Origin of the sequence: Kitasatospora sp. NPDC004799 (genome assembly GCF_040609095.1) — a bacterium.
GTDB lineage: Bacteria > Actinomycetota > Actinomycetes > Streptomycetales > Streptomycetaceae > Kitasatospora.
Map to the genome: position 1 here is coordinate 1 of NZ_JBEXJK010000023.1, position 19573 is coordinate 19573.

Consider the following 19573-nt stretch of genomic DNA (forward strand, 5'->3'; position numbering starts at 1 on the left):
CTGATCCACCCCGAAGGGCTTCACCGTTCGACTTGCATGTGTTAAGCACGCCGCCAGCGTTCGTCCTGAGCCAGGATCAAACTCTCCGTGAATGTTTACCCGTAATCGGGTGAAACACCCGCGTTGAGCGGCACGGCAACCACCGGAATAGGGCGGCCCCGCGCACTGCGTCCTCGCTAGTGTTATTTCAAAAGGAATCTCCAACCCCAGTCACAAGGACCGAGGCCGGGGATGTCAACATATCTGGCGTTGACTTTTGGCACGCTGTTGAGTTCTCAAGGAACGGACGCTTCCTTCGGACCGCCTTCCAGCAGGCCCTCCGGGCTTCGTTCTTTCGTGTTTCCAGCTTATCAGATGTTTTCCGCTCCGTTTCCGGGGCTTCGTTCATCCAACTCGCCGGCGTCTTCCGGGGTTTGACGCCCCGTCCGACGTTCCAAACTCTAGCCGATCCCCGCTCTGAAAAGCGAATCCGACCGCAACCCGATTAAACGCGCACGCCGAATAAGCACCAGGCCGTCACGCGGAAAAGCGTGAACAACCGGCACGAACCGGGAAGTGGTGTTTCAGAGGATTGGCCGCCCCGGGACCGTCCGCGCAGACGCGTGTCCGGTGCTCCCTGCCGAGCGACTAGGAAACACTACCCCTGTCAGCCGCCAGGGGCAAACCCGTCCCGGAGACGGTCCGGGTGCAGAGCGCCCTGCCTGGCTTCACGTACTCCCCGTTGGGGTGGTCGTTGCCGGTGACCCAGTGCCTGGCGGTGGCCTCGTCGCGGCCTCCCTCGTGGTGCCGCCGGAGCAGGCGCTCCTCGCGGACGTCGTCGTCGGTGTGCACGTACCAGAGTTCGTGCAGTAGTCGGCGGGCGTCGGGCCAAGGGGCGTCGGCGGAGGCGAGGTAGTTGCCCTCGGTGACGACGAGCCGGGTGTGGGGCCGGACCACGTGGCGCGCGGCGACCGGCTCGTCCAGGGTGCGGTCGAAGTCCGGCACGTAGATGTCCTGGAAGCGGTCGCCGGCGATGCGGCGCAGCAGGGCGACGTAGCCGTGGGCGTCGAAGGTGGCCGGGGCACCCTTGCGGTGGGTCAGGCCGAGGCGGTCGAGCTGGGCTCCGGAGAGGTGGAAGCCGTCGAGCGGGACGTAGGCGGCGGTGCCGGGGCCTTCGGTGCGCTCGATCTCGGCGACCAGGTGGCGGGCCAGGGTGGACTTGCCGGCGCCGGGCGGGCCGGCAAGTCCGAGGATCGTACGGGCGTTGCTGCCCGGGCCGCGGAGGAAGCCGAGGGCAAGGGCGGTGAGGCGGTCCTCGTTCATGGCCGCACCCTACTCAGAACACCGTGCTCAGTGGGTCGGCGAGCGCGGGCAGGTCCAGGGTGAGGGTGCCGGCGTCGGCGTCGAGCAGGGCGGGGACGCCGAGCGGGACGGTGAGGGTGGACGGGCAGTGGCCGAAGCCCAGCTCCCAGAGGACGGGGACGCCGAGCCCGCCGAGCCGGTCGAGCATCACCTCGCGGACCCGGTCGGGCCGTCCGCAGCCCTCCCAGGAGCCGAGGGCCAGGCCGGCCACGCCGTCGAGGGCGCCGGAGCGCAGGAGCTGGGTGAGCAGCCGGTCGAGCTGGTAGGGGTGCTCGTTCACGTCTTCGAGCAGCAGGATGCCGCCCTCGTACGACGGCCGGGCGGCGGGCGTGCCGCGCTCGGCGGTGAGGACGTGGAGGCAGCCGCCGGCCGTGACGCCGCGGGCCCGGCCGGGGACGAGCGGGACGGCGGTGGGCGAGGTGAGGACGGTGACGGCGGCGGGGTCGAAGAGGGTGCGGCGCAGGTGCTCGGCGGTCGGGCCGTCGGAGACGAAGGAGGCCCCGGCGGCCAGCGGCCCGTACAGGGTGGCGAGGCCGAGCCGCTGGGCGAAGGCCTCGTGCAGGGAACTGACGTCGCTGAAGCCTATGAAGGGTTTGGGTCGGGCGGCGCGCATCGCGGTCCAGTCGAGCAGGTCGACGATGCGGTGCACGCCGTACCCGCCGCGGGCGCAGATGACGGCGTCGACGGTGGGGTCGAGCCAGGCGGACCGGAGGTCGTCGGCGCGGTCGGCGTCGGTGCCGGCCAGGTAACCGAGGGCGGGGTGGGTGTCGAGGACGTGCGGGGCGACGGTGACGCGCAGTCCCCAGGAGCGGAGCATCGCGCATCCGGCGGTGAGGCGTTCGGCGTCGACGGGGCCGCTGGGAGCGACGACGGCGATGTGGTCGCCGGGGCGCAGGTGCGGCGGGCGGGTCAGCCCCTGGCCGGGTGCGGTCGGGTGCTGGTCCATGGGCCGGGCCACCTTTCGGGCGCGGGAGCGGGGTGCGGGCGGTCGCGCCGTGGCCGCGACCGCCCGGTGACGATATGCCCCCGTGTCAACCGGCCGATGTCCGCGGGGCGCGGTCCGCTGTCCGGCCGGGTCCCGCGGGCTCCGACGGGTGAGCGCCCTTCAGATCGCCGCCCCCATCACGTCCCGGACCTCCGCCAGGGTGGAACGCGACAGGGCCGCCCATTCCGGACGGCCCTGGTCAGGCGAGCGGGGTGGCCGTCCTGGGACGGCCACCGGCACAGGCCCGTGCAGCGCGCTCCACGCGCCCCGCAGTAACGGTGTCAGTCCTCCACGACCAGCGCCTGGGTGTCCTTGCGCAGCGTCTCGCCGCGGAAGAACTCCGGCCGGACGAAGCCGTACCAGGTCATCAGCCCGGCGCCGAGCAGCAGGATGCCGACGCCGATCACGAAGACCGAGCCGATGCCGAAGACCGAACCGCTGCCGTAGTCGGGGGCCCAGGCGTCGGTGAGGGTCTGCAGGAAGACCGCGCTGAGCAGCACGCCGCCGAGGAGCGGGGCGACGCCCTTGAGCAGCAGCTCGCGGGCGCCGGTGCGCAGCGAGCGGCGGAAGTACCAGACGCAGGCGAAGGCAGTCAGCGCGTAGTAGAAGCAGATCATCAGACCGAGCGCCAGGATGGTGTCCTGGACGACGTTCTCGCTGATCAGGCTCATGCCGACGTAGAAGACCGCGGTGGCGATGCCCGCCGCGACGGTGGCGTACCCGGGGGTGCGGAAGCGCGGGTGGACGGTGCCGAAGCGCGGCGGCACGGCGCGGTAGGCGCTCATCGCGAGCAGGGTGCGGGCCACCGGGATGAAGGTGGTCTGCAGGCTGGCGGCGGCGCTGGCGACGACGGCGAGGAAGAGCAGGATGCTCCACGGCGAGCCGAGCACCGGACGGGCCAGCGCGGCGAAGACGTTGTCGGCGGTGGCCGGGTTGCCGAGGCCGTTGCCGGTGCTGCCGACGCCCGCGAACATCTGGGAGGCGATCGCGACCAGCAGGTACGAGCCGACCAGGGTGACCATGGAGATCATCGCGGCGCGGCCGGGGGTCTTGGCGCTGCCCTGGGTCTCCTCGTTCATGGTCAGGCAGGTGTCCCAGCCCCAGTACATGAAGATCGACAGCGACAGCCCGGCGGTGAACGCGCTGAACGAGTCGACCTCGAGCGGGTTGAGCCAGGAGAGGGAGAAGCCGATCGAGTCGGGCAGGTCGCCGGAGGCGGCCTTGCCGACGGCGATGACGGAGAAGAGCAGCAGCACGGCCAGCTGGAGGCCGACCAGGCTGTACTGGAACCACTTGGTGGCGGTCATCCCCCGGTAGCTCATCGCGGTGGCGCCGGCGATCAGCAGGACCACGGTGAGCAGGTGGACGGCCTTGTTCTGGTCGAGTTCGGTGACCCAGCCGCTGCCGGTCATCTCCCCGAGCATCAGGTACAGGAAGTCGGTCGCGACCCCGGCCAGGTTGGAGAGCACGATGATGGTCGCCACCGTCAGGCCCCAGCCGGCCATCCAGCCGACCCGGGGGCCGAAGGCCCGGACGCCCCAGGTGAAGGACGTGCCGCAGTCCGGGAAGTCCTTGTTCAGCTCCTTGTACGCGAACGCGACGAGCAGCATCGGCAGGAAGCCCGCGAGGAACACCGCGGGCATCTGGACCCCGACCGCGGTGACGGTCGGGCCGAGTGTGGCGGTCAGGCAGTAGACCGGGGCGACCGTCGAGACGCCCAGCACCACACTGCTCAACAGGCCGACGGAACCGCCCCGTAGACCCTTGTCCCCCGCTCCCCCAGCGGTCCCCTGATCGACGGGGACCCCACCACTGATGCCACTGACCGGGGCACCCTGCGGAGCGCCGGGCGCCATTGCCCGGCCGCTGCTCGTGTGCTCTGAGAGCTGCTGATCAAACACCAGCGCACCCTAGATGCGGGCACGGAAGGTTGAGTAGACCAACCCTTGGTGATCTCAACCACGTGTTTCGATTCGTTCCCATGGAAGCCAGGCGGGGGGATGTATTAACGGCAAGTAAACCCATGTACCTTTGTTTCAAAGGAGTTTGGTCAAGGAAATTTCTCCCTTTTGCCAAGGTTCGCTCCGGTTCGTCCCTCGGGCGCTGGCGGGTCCGGGTGGCACCCCCCTGGAGATCGGATAGGTTTGCCTAACCTAATCTCGACCCGTGAACGGAGCGTCGCGTGCCCCCCACCTCCGACGAGCTGACCCTCTCCCCCCGCACCCCCGGCCGCCGCCGCTTCCTCACCGCGGGCCTCGCCGGCGGCGCGGTGCTCGGCCTCGGCGGACTGCTCACCGCCTGCGGCAGCTCGGGCGGATCGGGCGGATCGGGCGGCAGCGGCGGTTCGACCCCGGCCGCCGGCGGCTCCTCCCCGAACCAGAAGTCGGTCAAGCAGGGCGGCGACGACTACGCCGCCGTGATCGAGAAGATGAAGGGCTTCGGCACCGACGCCGCCCCCGGCGTCTACCCGCGCACCCTCAAGCACGCGATGGGCGAGACCGTCATCCCGGCCAGGCCCACCCGGGTCGTGGTGCTGGACACCGGCGAGCTCGACAACGTCGTCGCCCTCGGCATCCAGCCGGTCGGCGTCGTGCACACCGACGGGTCCAAGTCCCTGCCGTCCTACCTCAAGGACAAGGCCGGCAGCCCCGCCGCCGTCGGCACCATCAACAGCCTCAACCTGGAGGCCATCGCCGCGCTCAAGCCGGACCTGATCCTCGGCAGCCAGCTGCGCGCCCAGGACCAGTACGCGCAGCTGTCCAAGATCGCGCCGACCGTCTTCGCGCTGCGCCCCGGCTACCCCTGGAAGCAGAACTTCCTGCTCAACGCGAGTGCGTTCGGCCTGGAGGCCGAGGCCAGGGCGCAGCTCGACGCGTACCAGGCGGCGGCCGCGGCGATCGGCGCGAAGCTCGGCGACAAGCGGCCCACCATCACGCCGCTGCGCTTCATGCCGGGCCGGACCCGGCTCTACGCCGAGCTCTCCTTCATCGGCACCATCCTCACCGACGTGCCGCTGCCGCAGCCCGAGATCGAGCGGGTCAAGGAGCTCGCGGTGGAGGTCAGCCCGGAGCAGATCGACAAGGCCGACGCCGACTGGATCTTCTACGGCGTGTACGGCAGCCCCAGCTCGACCAACCAGGACGCGGTGCTGGGCGGCGCGCTCTGGAAGACGCTCGGCGCGGTCAAGTCCGGTCAGGCCCGGCCGGTTTCGGACGAGACCTGGTTCCTCGGGCTCGGCGTCATGGCCGCGAACGCGGTGCTCGCCGACCTCAAGGGCTTTGTCGCACCCGGCAGTTGATCCTACCCGGCGGGGCGGGGCTCGGGGCCGGAGCGCCGGGCGGCACGGGGGCGTCGGCCCCGTGCCGGGGCAACGGTGTTCGCCGGGCGCGGTCTTGGACCATCCCCGGGTGACTCCGGGGCGGTCCCGCAGCGGCGTGGCGGTGGTGCCGTGACGGTGTCGCGGTGAGGTCTCGGTGCTACTCGGTGGTACCGCGGCGCTGCCCCGGTGGTGTCGCGCACACCATCGGGTTCGACGCTTGGAGCTGATCGCGTGGTGCGGGAGGATCGTCGGGACCGTTCCCCGAAGGGCCCGCAGATGACCTCGCTCCACCCCGCCGTAACCGACCCGTCCCTGCCCGTCCCGCCCGGGGACAGCGCCGGATCGTCGCCGCCGCCCGCCGAGGCCGGCCCGCCCGCCGCGGCCGTCCCGGTGTGCTCGATCGCGACCGCCGCCGAGCCCGGTGCGGCCGCGCCCGGCACCCCGGAGGGGGCGGTGCGCCAGGGCGGCGCGCCGCGCCACGACTCGGTTCCGCAGCCGCGCAGCCGGTACGACGCGGAGGCGCCGCCTGGTCCGCCCGTTCCGCCCGGCCCGCCCGCGCCCGGCCCGGAGGCCGACGGCGACCCGACCGGCGGCGACCCGACCACCGCGCGGCTGCGGGCGGCGTTCACCGACCGGCTGCGGGCCGCGCACGCCCGGGGCCGCTCCGTCGCCGAGCTGGCGGAGGCGTGCCGCCGACCGGTCGCCGAGGTGCGGGCCCTGCTCGGCGGGGACGCGAACGCCGAGGCGGACACCGACACGGACGCGGAGGCCGTGGGCGGTCCGACCGTGCCCGGTGCTTCCACCGGCCGTGCCGCCGCAGCACCCGACACCCTCGGCGGACCGGACGGGGGTGGCGCCGAGGCCGGATTCGTCCGCTTCGGGTCCGCCGCCGCGCCGTCCGACGGCGGACCGTCCGTGCCGGCACCGCGTCCGGTGCGCGAGGAGTCGCGGATCCTGGTGTCCCGACGGCCGTCGCCCTCCCGGCGACTGCGCCGGATGCACCCGCAAACCGCCCAGACCGGGCAGGAGGCGACCGCACGGGAGACGGCCGCGTCCGGCCCGACCGGAACGGGCCTGCCGGGTCCCTCCGGATGGCCGGACTCCCCTGCCGGTGCGGCGGGAGCACCGGCGCGGGTGCCGTCGTTCGGAGCGGGAACCGGAACCGGCGTCGGGGGCTCCGACCCGACCGGTGTCTTCGCCACCGCCCCCTCGGCCGGGGCCGCGTGGGCCGAACCGCCGCTCGGCATCCTGATCGGCGGCAGCTCCGAGCCGGCCGAGGCCTCCGGCCGGCCGGAGGAGCGCGCACCGGTCCGGGTGGTGGCCCGGGCGATCCGGGTCGGCCGCGGCACCTGCCTGGTGGTGCTGCCCTCCTGGCGGCCCGCCATCGCCGTCTCGGTGTCGACCGACCAGCTGCTGTCCGCGACCGGGCTCGGCTTCGAGCAACTGGTCGGCGCCCGGCTGACGGTGCTGATGAATCCCGCCGCGCTGCACGACCGGGAGCTGGAGCTGCACGGCTGGGAGCCCGCCCCGCCCGGGCGGCCCCGGCGCGGCCGGAGCGCGTAGCCGTTCCACCGGGCGCGCGCTCATCCGCCGGGCGCACGGCCGTTCGGTGGGCGCCGTTCAGCCGCGTTCAGCCGCGTTCAGACGCGTTCAACAGCGTTCAGCCGCCTTCGAGCGACGGGCCGCGCGGGCTGGTGGGACCGGCAGACCAGCGGGCCCGGCAGTTCTAGCGGGCCCGGCGGGTGGACGGGGCGTTCGGGACGTACCCGAGGTCGACGGGCACCGGCGACCGCCCGTCCACGGCCCAGCCCGCGCGAACCCCGTCCAGCAGCTCCGGCAGCGCAGGCGGCCAGAGCGCGTCGGCGTTCCCGTCGGCGAGGTCGGCCGGGGTCCACCAGCGCCAGTCCAGGATCCGGTCGACGGCGTGCACCGCGCTGACGTCGCCGACCGGGCCGCGGTGCGGTCCGCCGGTGAGGTAGATGTGCTCGTACTGGCGGACCGGGGTGCCGTGCCAGGTGAAGTCGTGCTCCCAGGTGCAGAGCAGCGGGCCGGGTTCGAGGTCGCTCCAGCCCGTCTCCTCCCACAGCTCACGCCGGGCTCCGTCCCACGGGGTCTCGCCCGGCTCCAGGCCGCCGCCCGGCATGGTCCAGTGCACGCCGACCTCGTCGTTGTCCGAGCGGAGCAGGAAGACCGAGCCGTTCTCGTCCAGGACCACCGTGCGGGCGGCCTGCCTCGGCCGGCGGGTGCGGAAGCGCAGCAGATTTCGCATCGGGTCACTCTCGCAGCGGCCGCCCGGGGCGTCGAGCGGATTCGGCACTCCGGTCGGGTGCCGGCGCCGACCGGTCCGTCGTGGCGGGCGCGGGACCAGTCGGCCGGCCGTACCCTGGCGGCCATGCCCGTACCCGCGATCATCTTCCCCGCCGATCCGCTCAACCCGCGCCGGCCCGACCCGCACTTCGCCTGGGAGGCCCGGACGCTGCGGGAGTTGGGCGGCGAGCACCACCTGGTCGACCACGACGGACTGCTCGCCGGGCGGGCCGAGGAGGCCGTCCGGCGGGTGCCCCGGGACAGCGGCCCGCTCTGGTACCGGGGGTGGATGCTGCCCTCCGCCCGGTACGCCGACTTCGCCGCCGCGCTCGCCGCCCGCGGCGGCACCCTGCTGACCAGCGCGCCCGGGTACGCGGCGGCCCACGAACTGCCCGGCTGGTACGACGTGTTCGAGGGCGCGACCCCGGCCAGCGCGTGGATCCCGTCCGACGGACCGGTGGTGCCCGGGCCGGCCGAGCTGGCGCAGGCCGTGGCCCGGCTCGGCGGGCAGGGGCCGGCCGTCGTCAAGGACTACGTGAAGTCGCGCAAGCACGAGTGGCACGAGGCCTGCTACGTACCCGAGTTGGCCGACCTGGCGGCCGTCGGCCGGGTGGTGGAGCGGTTCGTCGAGCTGCAGGGCGAGTTCCTGGCCGGCGGTGTGGTGCTGCGGCGGTACGAGGAGTTCGAGGGCGCGGGCGTCCCGGTGGGAGGGCCGGTCGCGGTCGGCGCGGTGAGAGGGCCGGGCGCGGGCGGCGCGAACGCGGCGGGCGGGGTGGCCGGGGCGGCCGGCCCCGAAGGTGCGGACGGCGGCTCACCGGCGGGCGGCGGGCGGGCCGTGGAGGCCCGGGTGTGGTGGCTGGACGGCCGGGCCGTCCTGGTCGGGCCGCACCCGGACGCCCCGCGCTGGGCCGTCGAGCCCGACCTCACCGGTGTCCCGGCGCTGGTCCGCCGGCTCGGCTGCCGCTTCGTCACCACCGACCTCGCCAGCCGGGCGGACGGCTCCGGCTGGCGGGTGGTGGAGGTCGGGGACGGGCAGGTGAGCGACCTGCCGCGCGGGATCGACGCCTCGGGGCTGCTGGCCTCGCTGATCGCCGCCTGACGGTCCGTGACCGTACGTGCGTGACGGACCGCCGGGCGGTTCGCGGGCAGGTGCGGCGCGGCCCTATCCGGCGGCGACGGCCTCGACCGCCGGGTGGCCGTCGGCGATGAACGCCTGCCAGAGCCGGCTGTAGGCGCCGCCCCGGGCGAGCAGTTCGGCGTGGGTGCCGTCCTCGACCACCCGGCCGTGGTCCAGCACGATCACCCGGTCGGCGCGCTCGGCGGTGGTCAGGCGGTGGGCGATGACCAGGGTGGTCCGGCCGCCGCTGAGCCGGTCCGCGGCCTGGTTGACCACCGCCTCGGTGGCCAGGTCGAGCGCCGCGGTGGCCTCGTCGAGCAGCAGGATGTCCGGGTCGACCAGCTCGGCCCGGGCCAGCGCGATCAGCTGGCGCTGGCCCGCCGAGAGGTTGCGGCCGCGGCCGGCCACCTCGTGGTCGTAGCCGCCCGAGAGCCGGACGATCATGTCGTGCGCGCCGACCGCCCGGGCCGCCGCCTCCACCTCGGCCGCCGAGGCGTCCGGCCGGCCGTACGCGATCGCCTCGCGGACCGTGCCCGCGAACAGGTACGCCTCCTGCGGCACCACGCCCAGCCGGTGGCGGTACTGCGCCAGGTCGTAGCGGGTGAGGTCGACCCCGTCCACCCGGACGGTGCCCTCCGTCGCGTCGTAGAACCGGGCGACCAGCTTCACCAGCGTCGACTTGCCGGCGCCGGTCTCGCCGACCAGCGCCACCGTCTGCCCGGCCGGGATGTGCAGGTCCACGCCGCTCAGCACGGTCGGGGCGCCGTCCGCGCCGCCGTTGTAGGCGAAGCCGACCCCCTCGAAGGAGATCTCGCCGCGCAGGCCCTTGGCCACCGGCACCGGGTCGGCCGCCTCGGCGGTGGTGGTCGGGGTGCGCAGCAGCTCGCGGATCCGGCCGAGGCCCACCGAGGCCTGCTGGTAGCCGTCGAACACCTGGGACAGCTGGTTGACCGGCGCGAAGAACAGGTCGATGTAGAGCAGGTACGCGACCAGCGCGCCGACCGTCAGCGTCCCGGCGTCGACCCGGGCGGCGCCGACGATCAGCACCAGCGCGGCGGCCACGCTGGAGAGGAACTGGACGAACGGGAAGTACAGCGAGATGTAGAGCTGGGCCCGGACCCGGGCCTCGCGGTAGGCGATGCCGCGGGCGACGAAGCGGTCGGTGTTGGTGTCCAGGCGGCGGAAGGCCTGGACGATCCGCATGCCGGCCACGTTCTCCTGGAGGTCGGCGTTGACGGCGCTGATCAGGTCGCGGGAGCGCTCGTACTGGTCCCTGGACTTCTTGCGGAACACCAGGGTGGCGATCACCAGCAGCGGCAGGACGGCGAAGACCACCAGGGCCAGGCCGGCGTCGATGATCAGCAGGGCGGCGAAGATCCCGGCGAAGGTCAGCAGGCTGACCACGGCGGTGACCATGCCGGTCTGGAGGAAGGAGGTCAGCGAGTCCAGGTCGGTGGTCATCCGGGTCATGATCCGGCCGGTCAGCTCGCGCTCGTAGTAGTCCAGGCCGAGCCGGTTGAGGTGGGCGAAGATCTTGAGCCGGAGCGTGTAGAGGACGCGCTCGCCGGTGCGGCCGCTGACCCGGTTCTCGGCGCCCTGCACCACCCAGTCCAGCAGGACCACGACGAGTGCGGTGAGCGAGGCCACCGCGACGCCGGTCATCAGGCCCTTGCGGACGCCCTCGTCGATGCCGTGCCGGATCAGCACCGGCAGCACCAGTCCGGCCGCCGCGTCCAGGGCGACCAGCAGGAGGGCGATGAGCAGCGGGCCGCGGAACGGGCGCAGCAGACGCCACAGGGTGAAGTCGGGATCGCCGGCCTCGGCCTCGGCACGGGGGACGGCCGGGGTGTCGGAGGCGGGCGGGAGCGCCGCGACCTTGTCCAGCAGCTCGGCGTCGGCGGTGCGGGCGGCCTTGGCCAGGGCGGGGGTGGGGAGTTCGGGGGCGGCGGTCCGCTGTTCGGTCGCCGGTCCGGCGGACACCGCTACGGGTGCCGGTCCGGCGGGCACCGCTACGGGTGCCGGTTCGGCGGGCACCGGTTCGCCGGAGGCCGCTTCGGGGGTGGGCCGGTGGCCGGTGCGACCGGCCTCGGGGTCGGTGATCAGGGCCCGGTACTGGGGACATCGGGCTTCGAGTTCCTCGTGCGTTCCGAGGTCCAGCAGTCGGCCGCGCTCCAGGACGGCGATCCGGTCGGCGAGCTGGAGGGTCGAACGGCGGTGGGCGATCAGCAGCGTGGTGCGGCCGGTCATCACCGAGCGCAGCGCGTCGTGGATCTCCGCCTCGATCTGCGGGTCCACCGCCGAGGTGGCGTCGTCCAGCAGCAGGATCCGGGGGTCGGTGAGGATCGCCCGGGCCAGGGCGATGCGCTGGCGCTGACCGCCGGAGAGGGTCAGGCCCTGCTCGCCGACCTTGGTGTCGTAGCCGTCCGGCAGCGCGCGGACGAACTCGTCGGCCTGGGCGGCGCGGGCGGCGGCGACCACCTGCTCGTCCGTGGCGTCCGGGCGGCCGTAGGCGATGTTGGTGCGGACCGACTCGGAGAAGAGGAAGCTCTCCTCGGGGACGATGCCGACCGTCGCGCGGACCGAGTCCAGGGTGAGGTCGCGCAGGTCGTGGCCGTAGAGGCGGACGGTGCCGGCGGCGGGGTCGTAGAAGCGGGGCACCAGCTGGGCCACCGTCGACTTGCCGGAGCCGGAGGCGCCGACCAGGGCGAGGGTCTCGCCGGGGGCGAGCTTCAGGCTGAGGCCGTGCAGGACGGGGGCCGGGTGCTCGGGGTCGTAGCGGAACTCGACCTGGTCGAACTCCAGGGCGACGTCCGGGGTCCGCGCTCCGACGGTGGTGCGGGCGGGGGCACCGTTCGCCGGGGCACCGTTCGCCGGGACGCCGCTCGTCGGGGCGCCGCTCGGGACGCCGCTCGTCGGGGCGCCGTCCGGGGTGTCGCTCGCCGGGGCGCCGTTCGCTGGGGCGCCGCTCGGGGTGCCGCCGTGGGCGAGGTCCAGGGTGCGGGCGTCCGGGCGCTCCTGGACCAGCGGGCGCTCGTCGATCAGCTGCAGGACGCGCTCGACGCCGGCCCGGGCCTGCTGGCCGACGGTGATGACCATGGTCAGCATCCGCACCGGGCCGGTCATCTGGGCGACGTAGGTGGAGAAGGCGACGAAGGTCCCGAGCGTGACCCGGCCGTCGACGGCCAGCCAGCCGCCGAAGGCCAGGACGCCGACCTGGGCGAGCGCCGGGATCGCCTGCATCGCCGGGTTGTAGCGGGCGTTCAGCCTGATCGACCGGAGCCGGGCCGCGAAGAGGTTGCGGGAGGCCGTCTCCAGCTTGTCGAGCTCCTGTGCCTCCTGGCCGAAGCCCTTGACCACGCGGACACCGCCGATCGCGCCGTCCACCACGCCCGCGACGGCGGCCGCCTCCTGCTGGGCGGCCCAGGTCGCGGGGAAGAGGCGCTTGCGGCTGAGCACCGAGACCCACCACAGCGCGGGGGCCATGACCAGGGCGACCAGGGTGAGCGGCGGGGACAGCCAGACCATCACGACCAGCGACATGACGAACATCAGCAGGTAGCCGGTCATCATCGGCAGCATCGAGAGCAGGCCGTTGACCAGCTGGAGGTCGGAGGTCGCGCGTCCGACCACCTGACCGGTGTCCAGCCGGTCCTGGCGGTGGCCGTCGAGCCGACCGAGCGAGCGGAACAGGTCGCTGCGCATGTCGTGCTGGACGTCGACCGCGAGCTGGCCGCCGTAGTAGCGGCGGACCTGGGTGCAGCCGAAGACCACGAGGGCGGCGAGCAGCAGCACCACCGCCCAGGGGGCCAGCGAGCGGGTGTGGGCGACGATGACGTCGTCGATGATCAGCTTGGTGACCAGGGGCACCAGCGCGGTGACGGCCATGCCGAGCAGCGAGGCGCCGAAGGCCAGCAGCAGGCTGCGGCGGGACCGCCAGCTGTAGCCGACCAGACGGCGCAGCCAGCCGGCCGACTCGGTGTTCGCGGCGCCCTCGGCGCTCGCGGGGGTGGGCGCGGCGGGGGGCTCGGCGCTCTCGGCAGCGTTCTCGGCGCTCTTGGCGGCGTTCTCGGCGTCCTCGGCGTTCTCGACGGCGGGCTGCGGGCTGTCGACGGGGACCTCCGGGGTCGGGCCGGGGGCCGGGGGGCCGCTCGGGGATTGCTCCACCGTGGATCCGTGAGTCTCAGGCATATTTAGGGATGCTAACCATTTCGTCGGGTGGCCGCCACGGCGTTTCCGGCCCGGAGGGGTTCGGGGCGGGCCGGGGCAGCCCGGATCGTCCGGTCCGGCGGACTGGCCAACAGCCTGGGACCTGCGCTGATTCCCGGTCGAACGCGCGCACGGCCCGCTCTCCCCCGGCCTTCTCCAGGGTCGCCGACGGTGCTCACGACTGCCAGCGGCCAGGGATGGGCGAGCATCGTCCCTGGGGACTAGGCCTCGGGACGGGCGGCTGCCGAACCCGGCACCGGGGCGGAAGCCGGGGGGCGGGGCTCAGGCCCCCGTGGGCGCCGAGCCGTCGACGGGGCGGAGGGCGGAGTCGGCCGCGGAGTCGGCGGCCGCCGCGAACGCACCGTGGGCGAGGGTGTGGAGCAGGGCGGCCATGCCGTCGCGCTGGAGGGCGGCGCGCTCGCCCTGGTCGGGGTTCGGGCCGAGGCTGTGCGGGGTCGAGTTGATCAGGCCGAAGACGGCGTGCACGGCGGCCCGCGCCACCGGCTCGGCGGCGGGGTCGGCCAGCGGCGGGTAGGCCTGCCGGACCACGTCCACCCACAGCTCGACGTAGCCGCGCTGGAGTCGGCGGACGGTGCGCCGGTCCTCCTCCTTGAGGTTCAGCAGCTCGCGGTCGTGCAGGGTGATCAGGTCCCGGTCGTTCAGGGCGAAGTCGACGTGGCCGCTGATCAGCGCGTCCAGCGCGGCGACCGGGCCTTCACCGCCGCCCGCGCGGCGGCGCCCCTCCTCCAGCAGCCGCTCGCTGATGCCGATCAGCAGGTCCGCGAGCATCGCGTCCTTGCCGGCGAAGTGGCGGTAGAGCCCGGGCCCGCTGATCCCGACCGCCTTGCCGATCTCGTCCACGCCCACACCCAGGAAGCCCCGGGCGGCGAACAGCCTCGCGGCCTCGCGGCGGATCTGGTCGCGACGGGGGAGCGCGGAGGCGGTGGGGACGTTCGGCATGCCGCCCATCGTAGACAGTCGGGTTATCGGCCGTTAACCTGGGCGCGTAAGTTAACGTTAATTAACGTGGCGATCACGGGCGGACGCACCCGGCTGCCCACCTGGTGCCGAGGGCAAGGGAGCTCTTGGGAATGGTCATCTCAACCGCCGGCACACCCACCGGTGGCCGGCTCAGCGCAGCGACCGGCACGGCGGCGCCCGGTACCGCACCGTCCGCGGCCGCCGCACCGGCCCCCCGGCTCGGCAGCTCCGTCGACCCGGGCTCCGAGGCCTACCGCGCCAACACCGAGGCGCACCGGGCCCTGGTCGCCGAGTTGCGCGCGAAGCTCGACGCGGCCGCCCTGGGCGGCGGCGCCAAGGCCCGCGCCCGGCACACCGCCCGCGGCAAGCTGCTGCCCCGCGACCGGGTGGACACCCTGCTCGACCCGGCCTCCCCCTTCCTGGAGCTGGCCCCGCTGGCCGCCGACGGGATGTACGACGGCGCCGCCCCCGCGGCCGGCGTGATCGCCGGCATCGGCCGGGTCGCCGGGCGCGAGGTGGTGGTGGTCGCCAACGACGCCACCGTCAAGGGCGGCACCTACTACCCGATGACGGTGAAGAAGCACCTGCGCGCCCAGGAGGTCGCGCTGGAGAACCGGCTGCCCTGCGTCTACCTGGTGGACTCCGGCGGCGCCTTCCTCCCGATGCAGGACGAGGTCTTCCCGGACCGCGACCACTTCGGGCGGATCTTCTACAACCAGGCCAGGCTCTCCGCCGCGGGCATCCCGCAGATCGCCGCCGTGCTCGGCTCGTGCACGGCCGGCGGCGCGTACGTCCCGGCGATGAGCGACCAGGCCGTGATCGTCCGCAACCAGGGCACGATCTTCCTGGGCGGCCCGCCGCTGGTGAAGGCCGCCACCGGCGAGGTGGTCACCGCCGAGGAGCTGGGCGGCGGTGACCTGCACTCCCGCACCTCGGGCGTGACGGACCACCTCGCCGAGGACGACGCCCACGCCCTCTCCATCGTCCGCACGATCGTCGCCGGGCTCGGCCCGCGCGAGGCCAGGCCGTGGCCGCTCACCCCGGTCGAGCCGCCGGCGGTCGACCCGGTGGGCCTGTACGGGGCCGTGCCGGTCGACCCGCGCACGCCCTACGACGTGCGCGAGGTGATCGCCCGCCTGGTGGACGGCAGCCGGTTCGCCGAGTTCAAGGCGGAGTACGGCTCGACCCTGGTCACCGGCTTCGCCCGGATCCACGGCCACCCGGTCGGCATCGTCGCCAACAACGGCGTGCTGTTCTCCGAGTCGGCCCTCAAGGGCGCCCACTTCATCGAGTTGTGCGACCAGCGCGGCATCCCCCTCCTCTTCCTCCAGAACATCACCGGGTTCATGGTCGGCCGGCAGTACGAGGCGGGCGGAATCGCCAAGAACGGCGCCAAGATGGTCAACGCCGTCGCCTGCACCCGCGTCCCGAAGCTGACCGTGGTGATCGGCGGCTCGTACGGAGCCGGCAACTACTCGATGTGCGGTCGGGCCTACTCACCCCGCTTCCTGTGGATGTGGCCGGGCGCCAAGATCTCCGTGATGGGCGGCGAGCAGGCGGCCTCCGTCCTCGCCACCGTCCGCCGCGACCAGTTGGAGGCGCACGGCGAGCAGTGGCCGGCCGAGGCGGAGGAGGAGTTCAAGCGCCCCGTCCGCGAGCAGTACGAGCGTCAGGGCAACGCCTACTACGCCACCGCCCGGCTCTGGGACGACGGCGTGATCGACCCGATGGACACCCGCACCGTCGTCGGTCTCGCGCTCACGGCCTGCGCCAACGCCCCGTTGGCACCGCCCGCTCCGTACGGCGTCTTCCGCATGTGATCCCGCCTCCGGTCACCCCCGCGTCCGCCATCCCTCCCTTCCGGACGCGACGGCCCGCCTCCCGGGTGGGACCGTCCTCGGCGCCGGCCCACCCGGGCCGGCGCCCCGACCGCCCACCGCCACCTCCTTCGTACGGCTCCCCTCGACCCGGAGGAACGCCTCCCATGTTCGACACAGTTCTGGTCGCCAACCGCGGCGAGATCGCCCTGCGGGTGATCCGCACCCTGCGGCGGCTCGGCGTCCGCTCGGTCGCCGTGTTCAGCGACGCGGACGCCGACGCGCCGCACGTCCGCGAGGCCGACGTCGCGGTCCGGCTCGGCCCGGCCGACCGCAGCGACAGCTCGGCGGCCGAGACCTACCTGCGGACCGACCAGATCCTGGCCGCCGCCCGCCGCACCGGCGCCCAGGCCGTCCACCCCGGTTACGGCTTCCTCGCCGAGAACCCCGGCTTCGCCCGCGCCTGCGCCGACGCGGGCCTCGTCTTCATCGGACCACCTCCCGGTGCGGTCGAGCTGATGGGTGACAAGATCAACGCCAAGGAGGCCGTCCGGGTCGCCGGCGTCCCGGTGGTGCCCGGCAGCCAGGCCACCGCGCCCACCGACGAGCAACTCGTCGCCGCCGCCGACGAGATCGGCTACCCGGTGCTGCTTAAGCCGTCCGCCGGCGGCGGCGGCAAGGGCATGCGCCTCGTACGGGACCGCGCCGACCTGCCCACCGAGATCGCCGCCGCCCGCCGTGTCGCCCGCACCGCCTTCGGCGACGACACCCTGCTGCTGGAGCGCTGGGTCGACCGGCCGCGCCACATCGAGGTGCAGGTGCTCGCCGACGCCCACGGCACCACCGTCCACCTCGGCGAGCGCGAGTGCAGCCTCCAGCGCCGCCACCAGAAACTGATCGAAGAGGCTCCCTCCGTTCTCCTCAATGCCGAGACCCGCGCCGCGATGGGCGCCGCGGCCGTCCGCGCCGCGGAGTCCTGCGGCTACACCGGCGCCGGCACCGTGGAGTTCATCGTCCCCGGCATCGACCCGGACGCCCCCGCCCCCGCTTCCGAGGGGGTGCGGGACTTCTTCTTCATGGAGATGAACACCCGTCTCCAGGTGGAACACCCCGTCACCGAACTCGCCGTCGCGGTCGGGGCCGACTCGGCTCGGCTCGACCTGGTCGAGTGGCAGCTACGCGTCGCCGCCGGTGAAAAGCTCTCCTTCACCCAGTCCGACATCTCCTTCCAGGGCCACGCCATCGAGGCCCGCATCTGCGCCGAGGACCCGGAACGGGACTTCCTGCCCACCGGCGGCCGCATCCTCACCCTGGACGAGCCCCGGGGCGAGGGCATCCGCGTCGACTCCGGGGTGGCCCCCGGAACCGTCGTCACCAGCGCCTACGACCCCATGCTCGCCAAGGTCATCGCGTACGGGCCCGACCGCCCGACCGCGCTGCGCCGACTGCGCGCGGCACTGGCCGACACCCGCATCCTGGGCGTCACCACCAACACCGGCTTCCTGCGCCGGCTGCTCGCACACCCCGAGGTCGCCGCCGGCCGGCTGGACACCGGCCTGGTGGAGCGGACGGCCCAGGAGCAGCCGGCCCTGCTCACCGCGCCGTACTCCCCCGCGAACGCGACCACCCCGGACGCGCCCGCGGCGGCCGAACCGCCGTCGCCCGCTCACCTCCTCTACTACGCGGCCGCGCTGGCACGGCACCTGGAACTCACCCCGACCGCCGACCCCGGCGGCTGGACCGACCCGTTCTCCCTTCCCTCCGGCTGGCGCCTGGGCGGCACCCCCGCCTGGACCACCCACCGACTCCGTACCCCCGGCCAGGATCCGGTGGCGGTGCGCGTCCGTTCGATCACTGCGGGCAACGTAGCCGATACCACTGACAATTCCGCCGGGTCCACCCGCGAGGTGGAGCTCCGGCTCGACGAGGGCCCCGCGCACCGCGCCCGCGCGACCCTGGCCGGCGACCGGCTGCACCTGACCGTCGACGGCCTCCGGACCACCTTCTCGCTGGCCACCGACGCCACCCCCGGCCTCGCCGCCGGACCGGTGACCTGGCTCGGCGTCGAGGGCGACGCCTGGCCGCTGCACGCCTACGACCCGGTCGTCGAGAGCGCCGCCGGGGCCGGCGCGCACCACGGTGCCCTGACCGCCCCGATGCCCGGCACCGTCACCGTCGTCAAGACCACGGCGGGCGAGACGGTCCGCAAGGGACAGCCCCTGCTCGTGCTGGAGGCCATGAAGATGGAACACGTGATCGCCGCACCGCACGACGGCGTGGTGGCCGAACTGCGGGCCACCGCCGGCGCCACCGTCGCGATGGAGGACCTGCTGGTCGTGGTCACCCCGGTCGAGGACGCCCCGGCCGCACCGGCGACCGCCCCCGCCGAGCCCGCGGAGGTCCGGTCGTGACCGCCCCCGCCCGCGAGCCCGACGCCCTCGACCTGGGCCTGCCCGATCCGGTCCGCGCCCCCGGGCTGCCCGAGGAGGTCCGGATCCACGAGGTCGGGCCGCGCGACGGCCTGCAGAACGAGAAGTCCCTGGTCCCGGTCGAGGTCAAGGCCGAGTTCATCGCCCGGCTCGCCGCCGCCGGGCTGCGGACCGTCGAGGCCACCAGCTTCGTTCACCCGAAATGGGTACCGCAGCTGGCCGACGCCGAGGAGCTGCTCCCCCGGCTCGCCGGCCTGCCGGAGCGCCACCCCGGGCTGCGGCTGCCGGTGCTGGTGCCCAACGAGCGCGGCCTGGACCGCGCGCTCGCCCACCGCACCGCCGACATCGCGGTGTTCGCCAGCGCCACCGAGACCTTCGCCCGCCGCAACCTCAACCGCTCGGCGGACGAGGCCATGGCGATGTTCCGCCCGGTCGTGGAGCGGGCCACCGAGGCCGGGATCGCCGTCCGCGGCTACCTCTCGATGTGCTTCGGCGACCCGTGGGAGGGGCCCGTCCCGGTCGACCAGGTGGTCCGGTACGGCGTGCGACTGCTGGAGCTGGGCTGCGCGGAGCTGAGCCTCGGCGACACCATCGGGGTGGCCACCCCGGGCCAGGTCACCGCCCTGCTGGCGGGTTTCGCGCGGGCCGGCGTCCCGGTCGACCGGCTCGCCGTGCACTTCCACGACACCTACGGCCAGGCCCTCAGCAACACCCTGGCGGCGCTGCGCGAGGGCGTCACCACCGTCGACGCCTCGGCGGGCGGTCTGGGCGGCTGCCCGTACGCCAAGAGCGCCACCGGCAACCTGGCCACCGAGGACCTGGTCTGGATGCTGCACGGGCTGGGCATCCGGACCGGCGTCGACCTGCGCTCCCTCGTCACGACCAGCGGCTGGATGGCCGAGCGCCTCGGCCGCCCGAGCCCGTCCCGCACCGTCCAGGCGCTGCTCGGCTCCACCGGGGGCTGACCCGTCCGCCCCCTCGCCGGCGCCGGCCGCCCGCACCACCCGGCCGGTGCCGCGCACCACGCGCCCCGCGCGCACCGCTCGACATCCGCCCATCACACCGTCCGTC

The 19573-nt window shown here is 73.9% G+C and carries 12 protein-coding genes and 1 rRNA gene; 6 read left to right on the forward strand and 7 right to left on the reverse strand.

Annotation, left to right across the window (positions count from 1 at the left end):
- The 4 genes from ABZW03_RS05470 to ABZW03_RS05485 form a co-directional block, all read right to left on the reverse strand.
- A 16S ribosomal RNA gene (locus tag ABZW03_RS05470) occupies positions 1-92 on the reverse strand; the annotation flags it as partial.
- Between the two features lie 535 nt (positions 93-627).
- Positions 628-1302, reverse strand: coding sequence for a nucleoside/nucleotide kinase family protein (locus ABZW03_RS05475; RefSeq protein WP_355252603.1), 675 nt, complete (start codon positions 1300-1302; stop codon positions 628-630).
- Positions 1303-1315: 13 nt separating this feature from the next.
- A complete protein-coding gene (locus tag ABZW03_RS05480) occupies positions 1316-2287 on the reverse strand; it encodes an LD-carboxypeptidase (protein WP_355252605.1) in 972 nt (323 codons plus the stop codon).
- Positions 2288-2607: 320 nt separating this feature from the next.
- Positions 2608-4182: an APC family permease gene (locus ABZW03_RS05485; protein ID WP_355252607.1), complete on the reverse strand. Its 1575-nt coding sequence runs from the start codon at positions 4180-4182 to the stop codon at positions 2608-2610.
- A 326-nt stretch (positions 4183-4508) separates the two neighbouring features.
- On the opposite strand from ABZW03_RS05485, the gene ABZW03_RS05490 reads away from it, so the two are divergent.
- Positions 4509-5624 (forward strand): iron-siderophore ABC transporter substrate-binding protein, encoded by a 1116-nt coding sequence (locus ABZW03_RS05490; RefSeq protein WP_355252610.1) that lies wholly within the window; start codon positions 4509-4511, stop codon positions 5622-5624.
- 297 nt (positions 5625-5921) lie between these two features.
- Positions 5922-7208 carry a hypothetical protein gene (locus ABZW03_RS05495; protein WP_355252613.1) on the forward strand — a complete coding sequence of 429 codons (1287 nt, stop codon included), beginning with the start codon at positions 5922-5924 and terminating at the stop codon, positions 7206-7208.
- Positions 7209-7371: 163 nt separating this feature from the next.
- Here the strand turns inward: ABZW03_RS05495 and ABZW03_RS05500 are convergent, their stop codons facing one another.
- Complete coding sequence (locus ABZW03_RS05500) at positions 7372-7914, reverse strand: NUDIX domain-containing protein (protein WP_355252616.1); 543 nt, start codon at positions 7912-7914, stop codon at positions 7372-7374.
- A 123-nt stretch (positions 7915-8037) separates the two neighbouring features.
- On the opposite strand from ABZW03_RS05500, the gene ABZW03_RS05505 reads away from it, so the two are divergent.
- On the forward strand, positions 8038-9051 hold the full coding sequence (locus ABZW03_RS05505) for an ATP-grasp domain-containing protein (RefSeq protein WP_355252619.1): 1014 nt from the start codon (positions 8038-8040) through the stop codon (positions 9049-9051).
- Between the two features lie 63 nt (positions 9052-9114).
- Here the strand turns inward: ABZW03_RS05505 and ABZW03_RS05510 are convergent, their stop codons facing one another.
- Together ABZW03_RS05510 and ABZW03_RS05515 are read right to left on the reverse strand one after the other, a co-directional pair.
- On the reverse strand, positions 9115-13029 hold the full coding sequence (locus tag ABZW03_RS05510; protein WP_355252673.1) for an ABC transporter transmembrane domain-containing protein: 3915 nt from the start codon (positions 13027-13029) through the stop codon (positions 9115-9117).
- A 528-nt stretch (positions 13030-13557) separates the two neighbouring features.
- Positions 13558-14235 (reverse strand): TetR/AcrR family transcriptional regulator, encoded by a 678-nt coding sequence (locus tag ABZW03_RS05515; protein WP_355252622.1) that lies wholly within the window; start codon positions 14233-14235, stop codon positions 13558-13560.
- 131 nt (positions 14236-14366) lie between these two features.
- Between ABZW03_RS05515 and ABZW03_RS05520 the strand changes: the two genes are divergently transcribed.
- The 3 genes from ABZW03_RS05520 to ABZW03_RS05530 all read left to right on the forward strand — a co-directional run bounded on the left by ABZW03_RS05520 (position 14367) and on the right by ABZW03_RS05530 (position 19467).
- The gene (locus ABZW03_RS05520) at positions 14367-16076 is read left to right on the forward strand and encodes a carboxyl transferase domain-containing protein (protein WP_355252625.1); all 1710 of its coding nucleotides are present in this window, start codon (positions 14367-14369) and stop codon (positions 16074-16076) included.
- 164 nt (positions 16077-16240) lie between these two features.
- Positions 16241-18484 carry a biotin carboxylase N-terminal domain-containing protein gene (locus tag ABZW03_RS05525; RefSeq protein WP_355252628.1) on the forward strand — a complete coding sequence of 748 codons (2244 nt, stop codon included), beginning with the start codon at positions 16241-16243 and terminating at the stop codon, positions 18482-18484.
- A gap of 32 nt (positions 18485-18516) precedes the next feature.
- Positions 18517-19467: a hydroxymethylglutaryl-CoA lyase gene (locus ABZW03_RS05530; RefSeq protein WP_355252676.1), complete on the forward strand. Its 951-nt coding sequence runs from the start codon at positions 18517-18519 to the stop codon at positions 19465-19467.
- Positions 19468-19573: the final 106 nt, after the last annotated feature.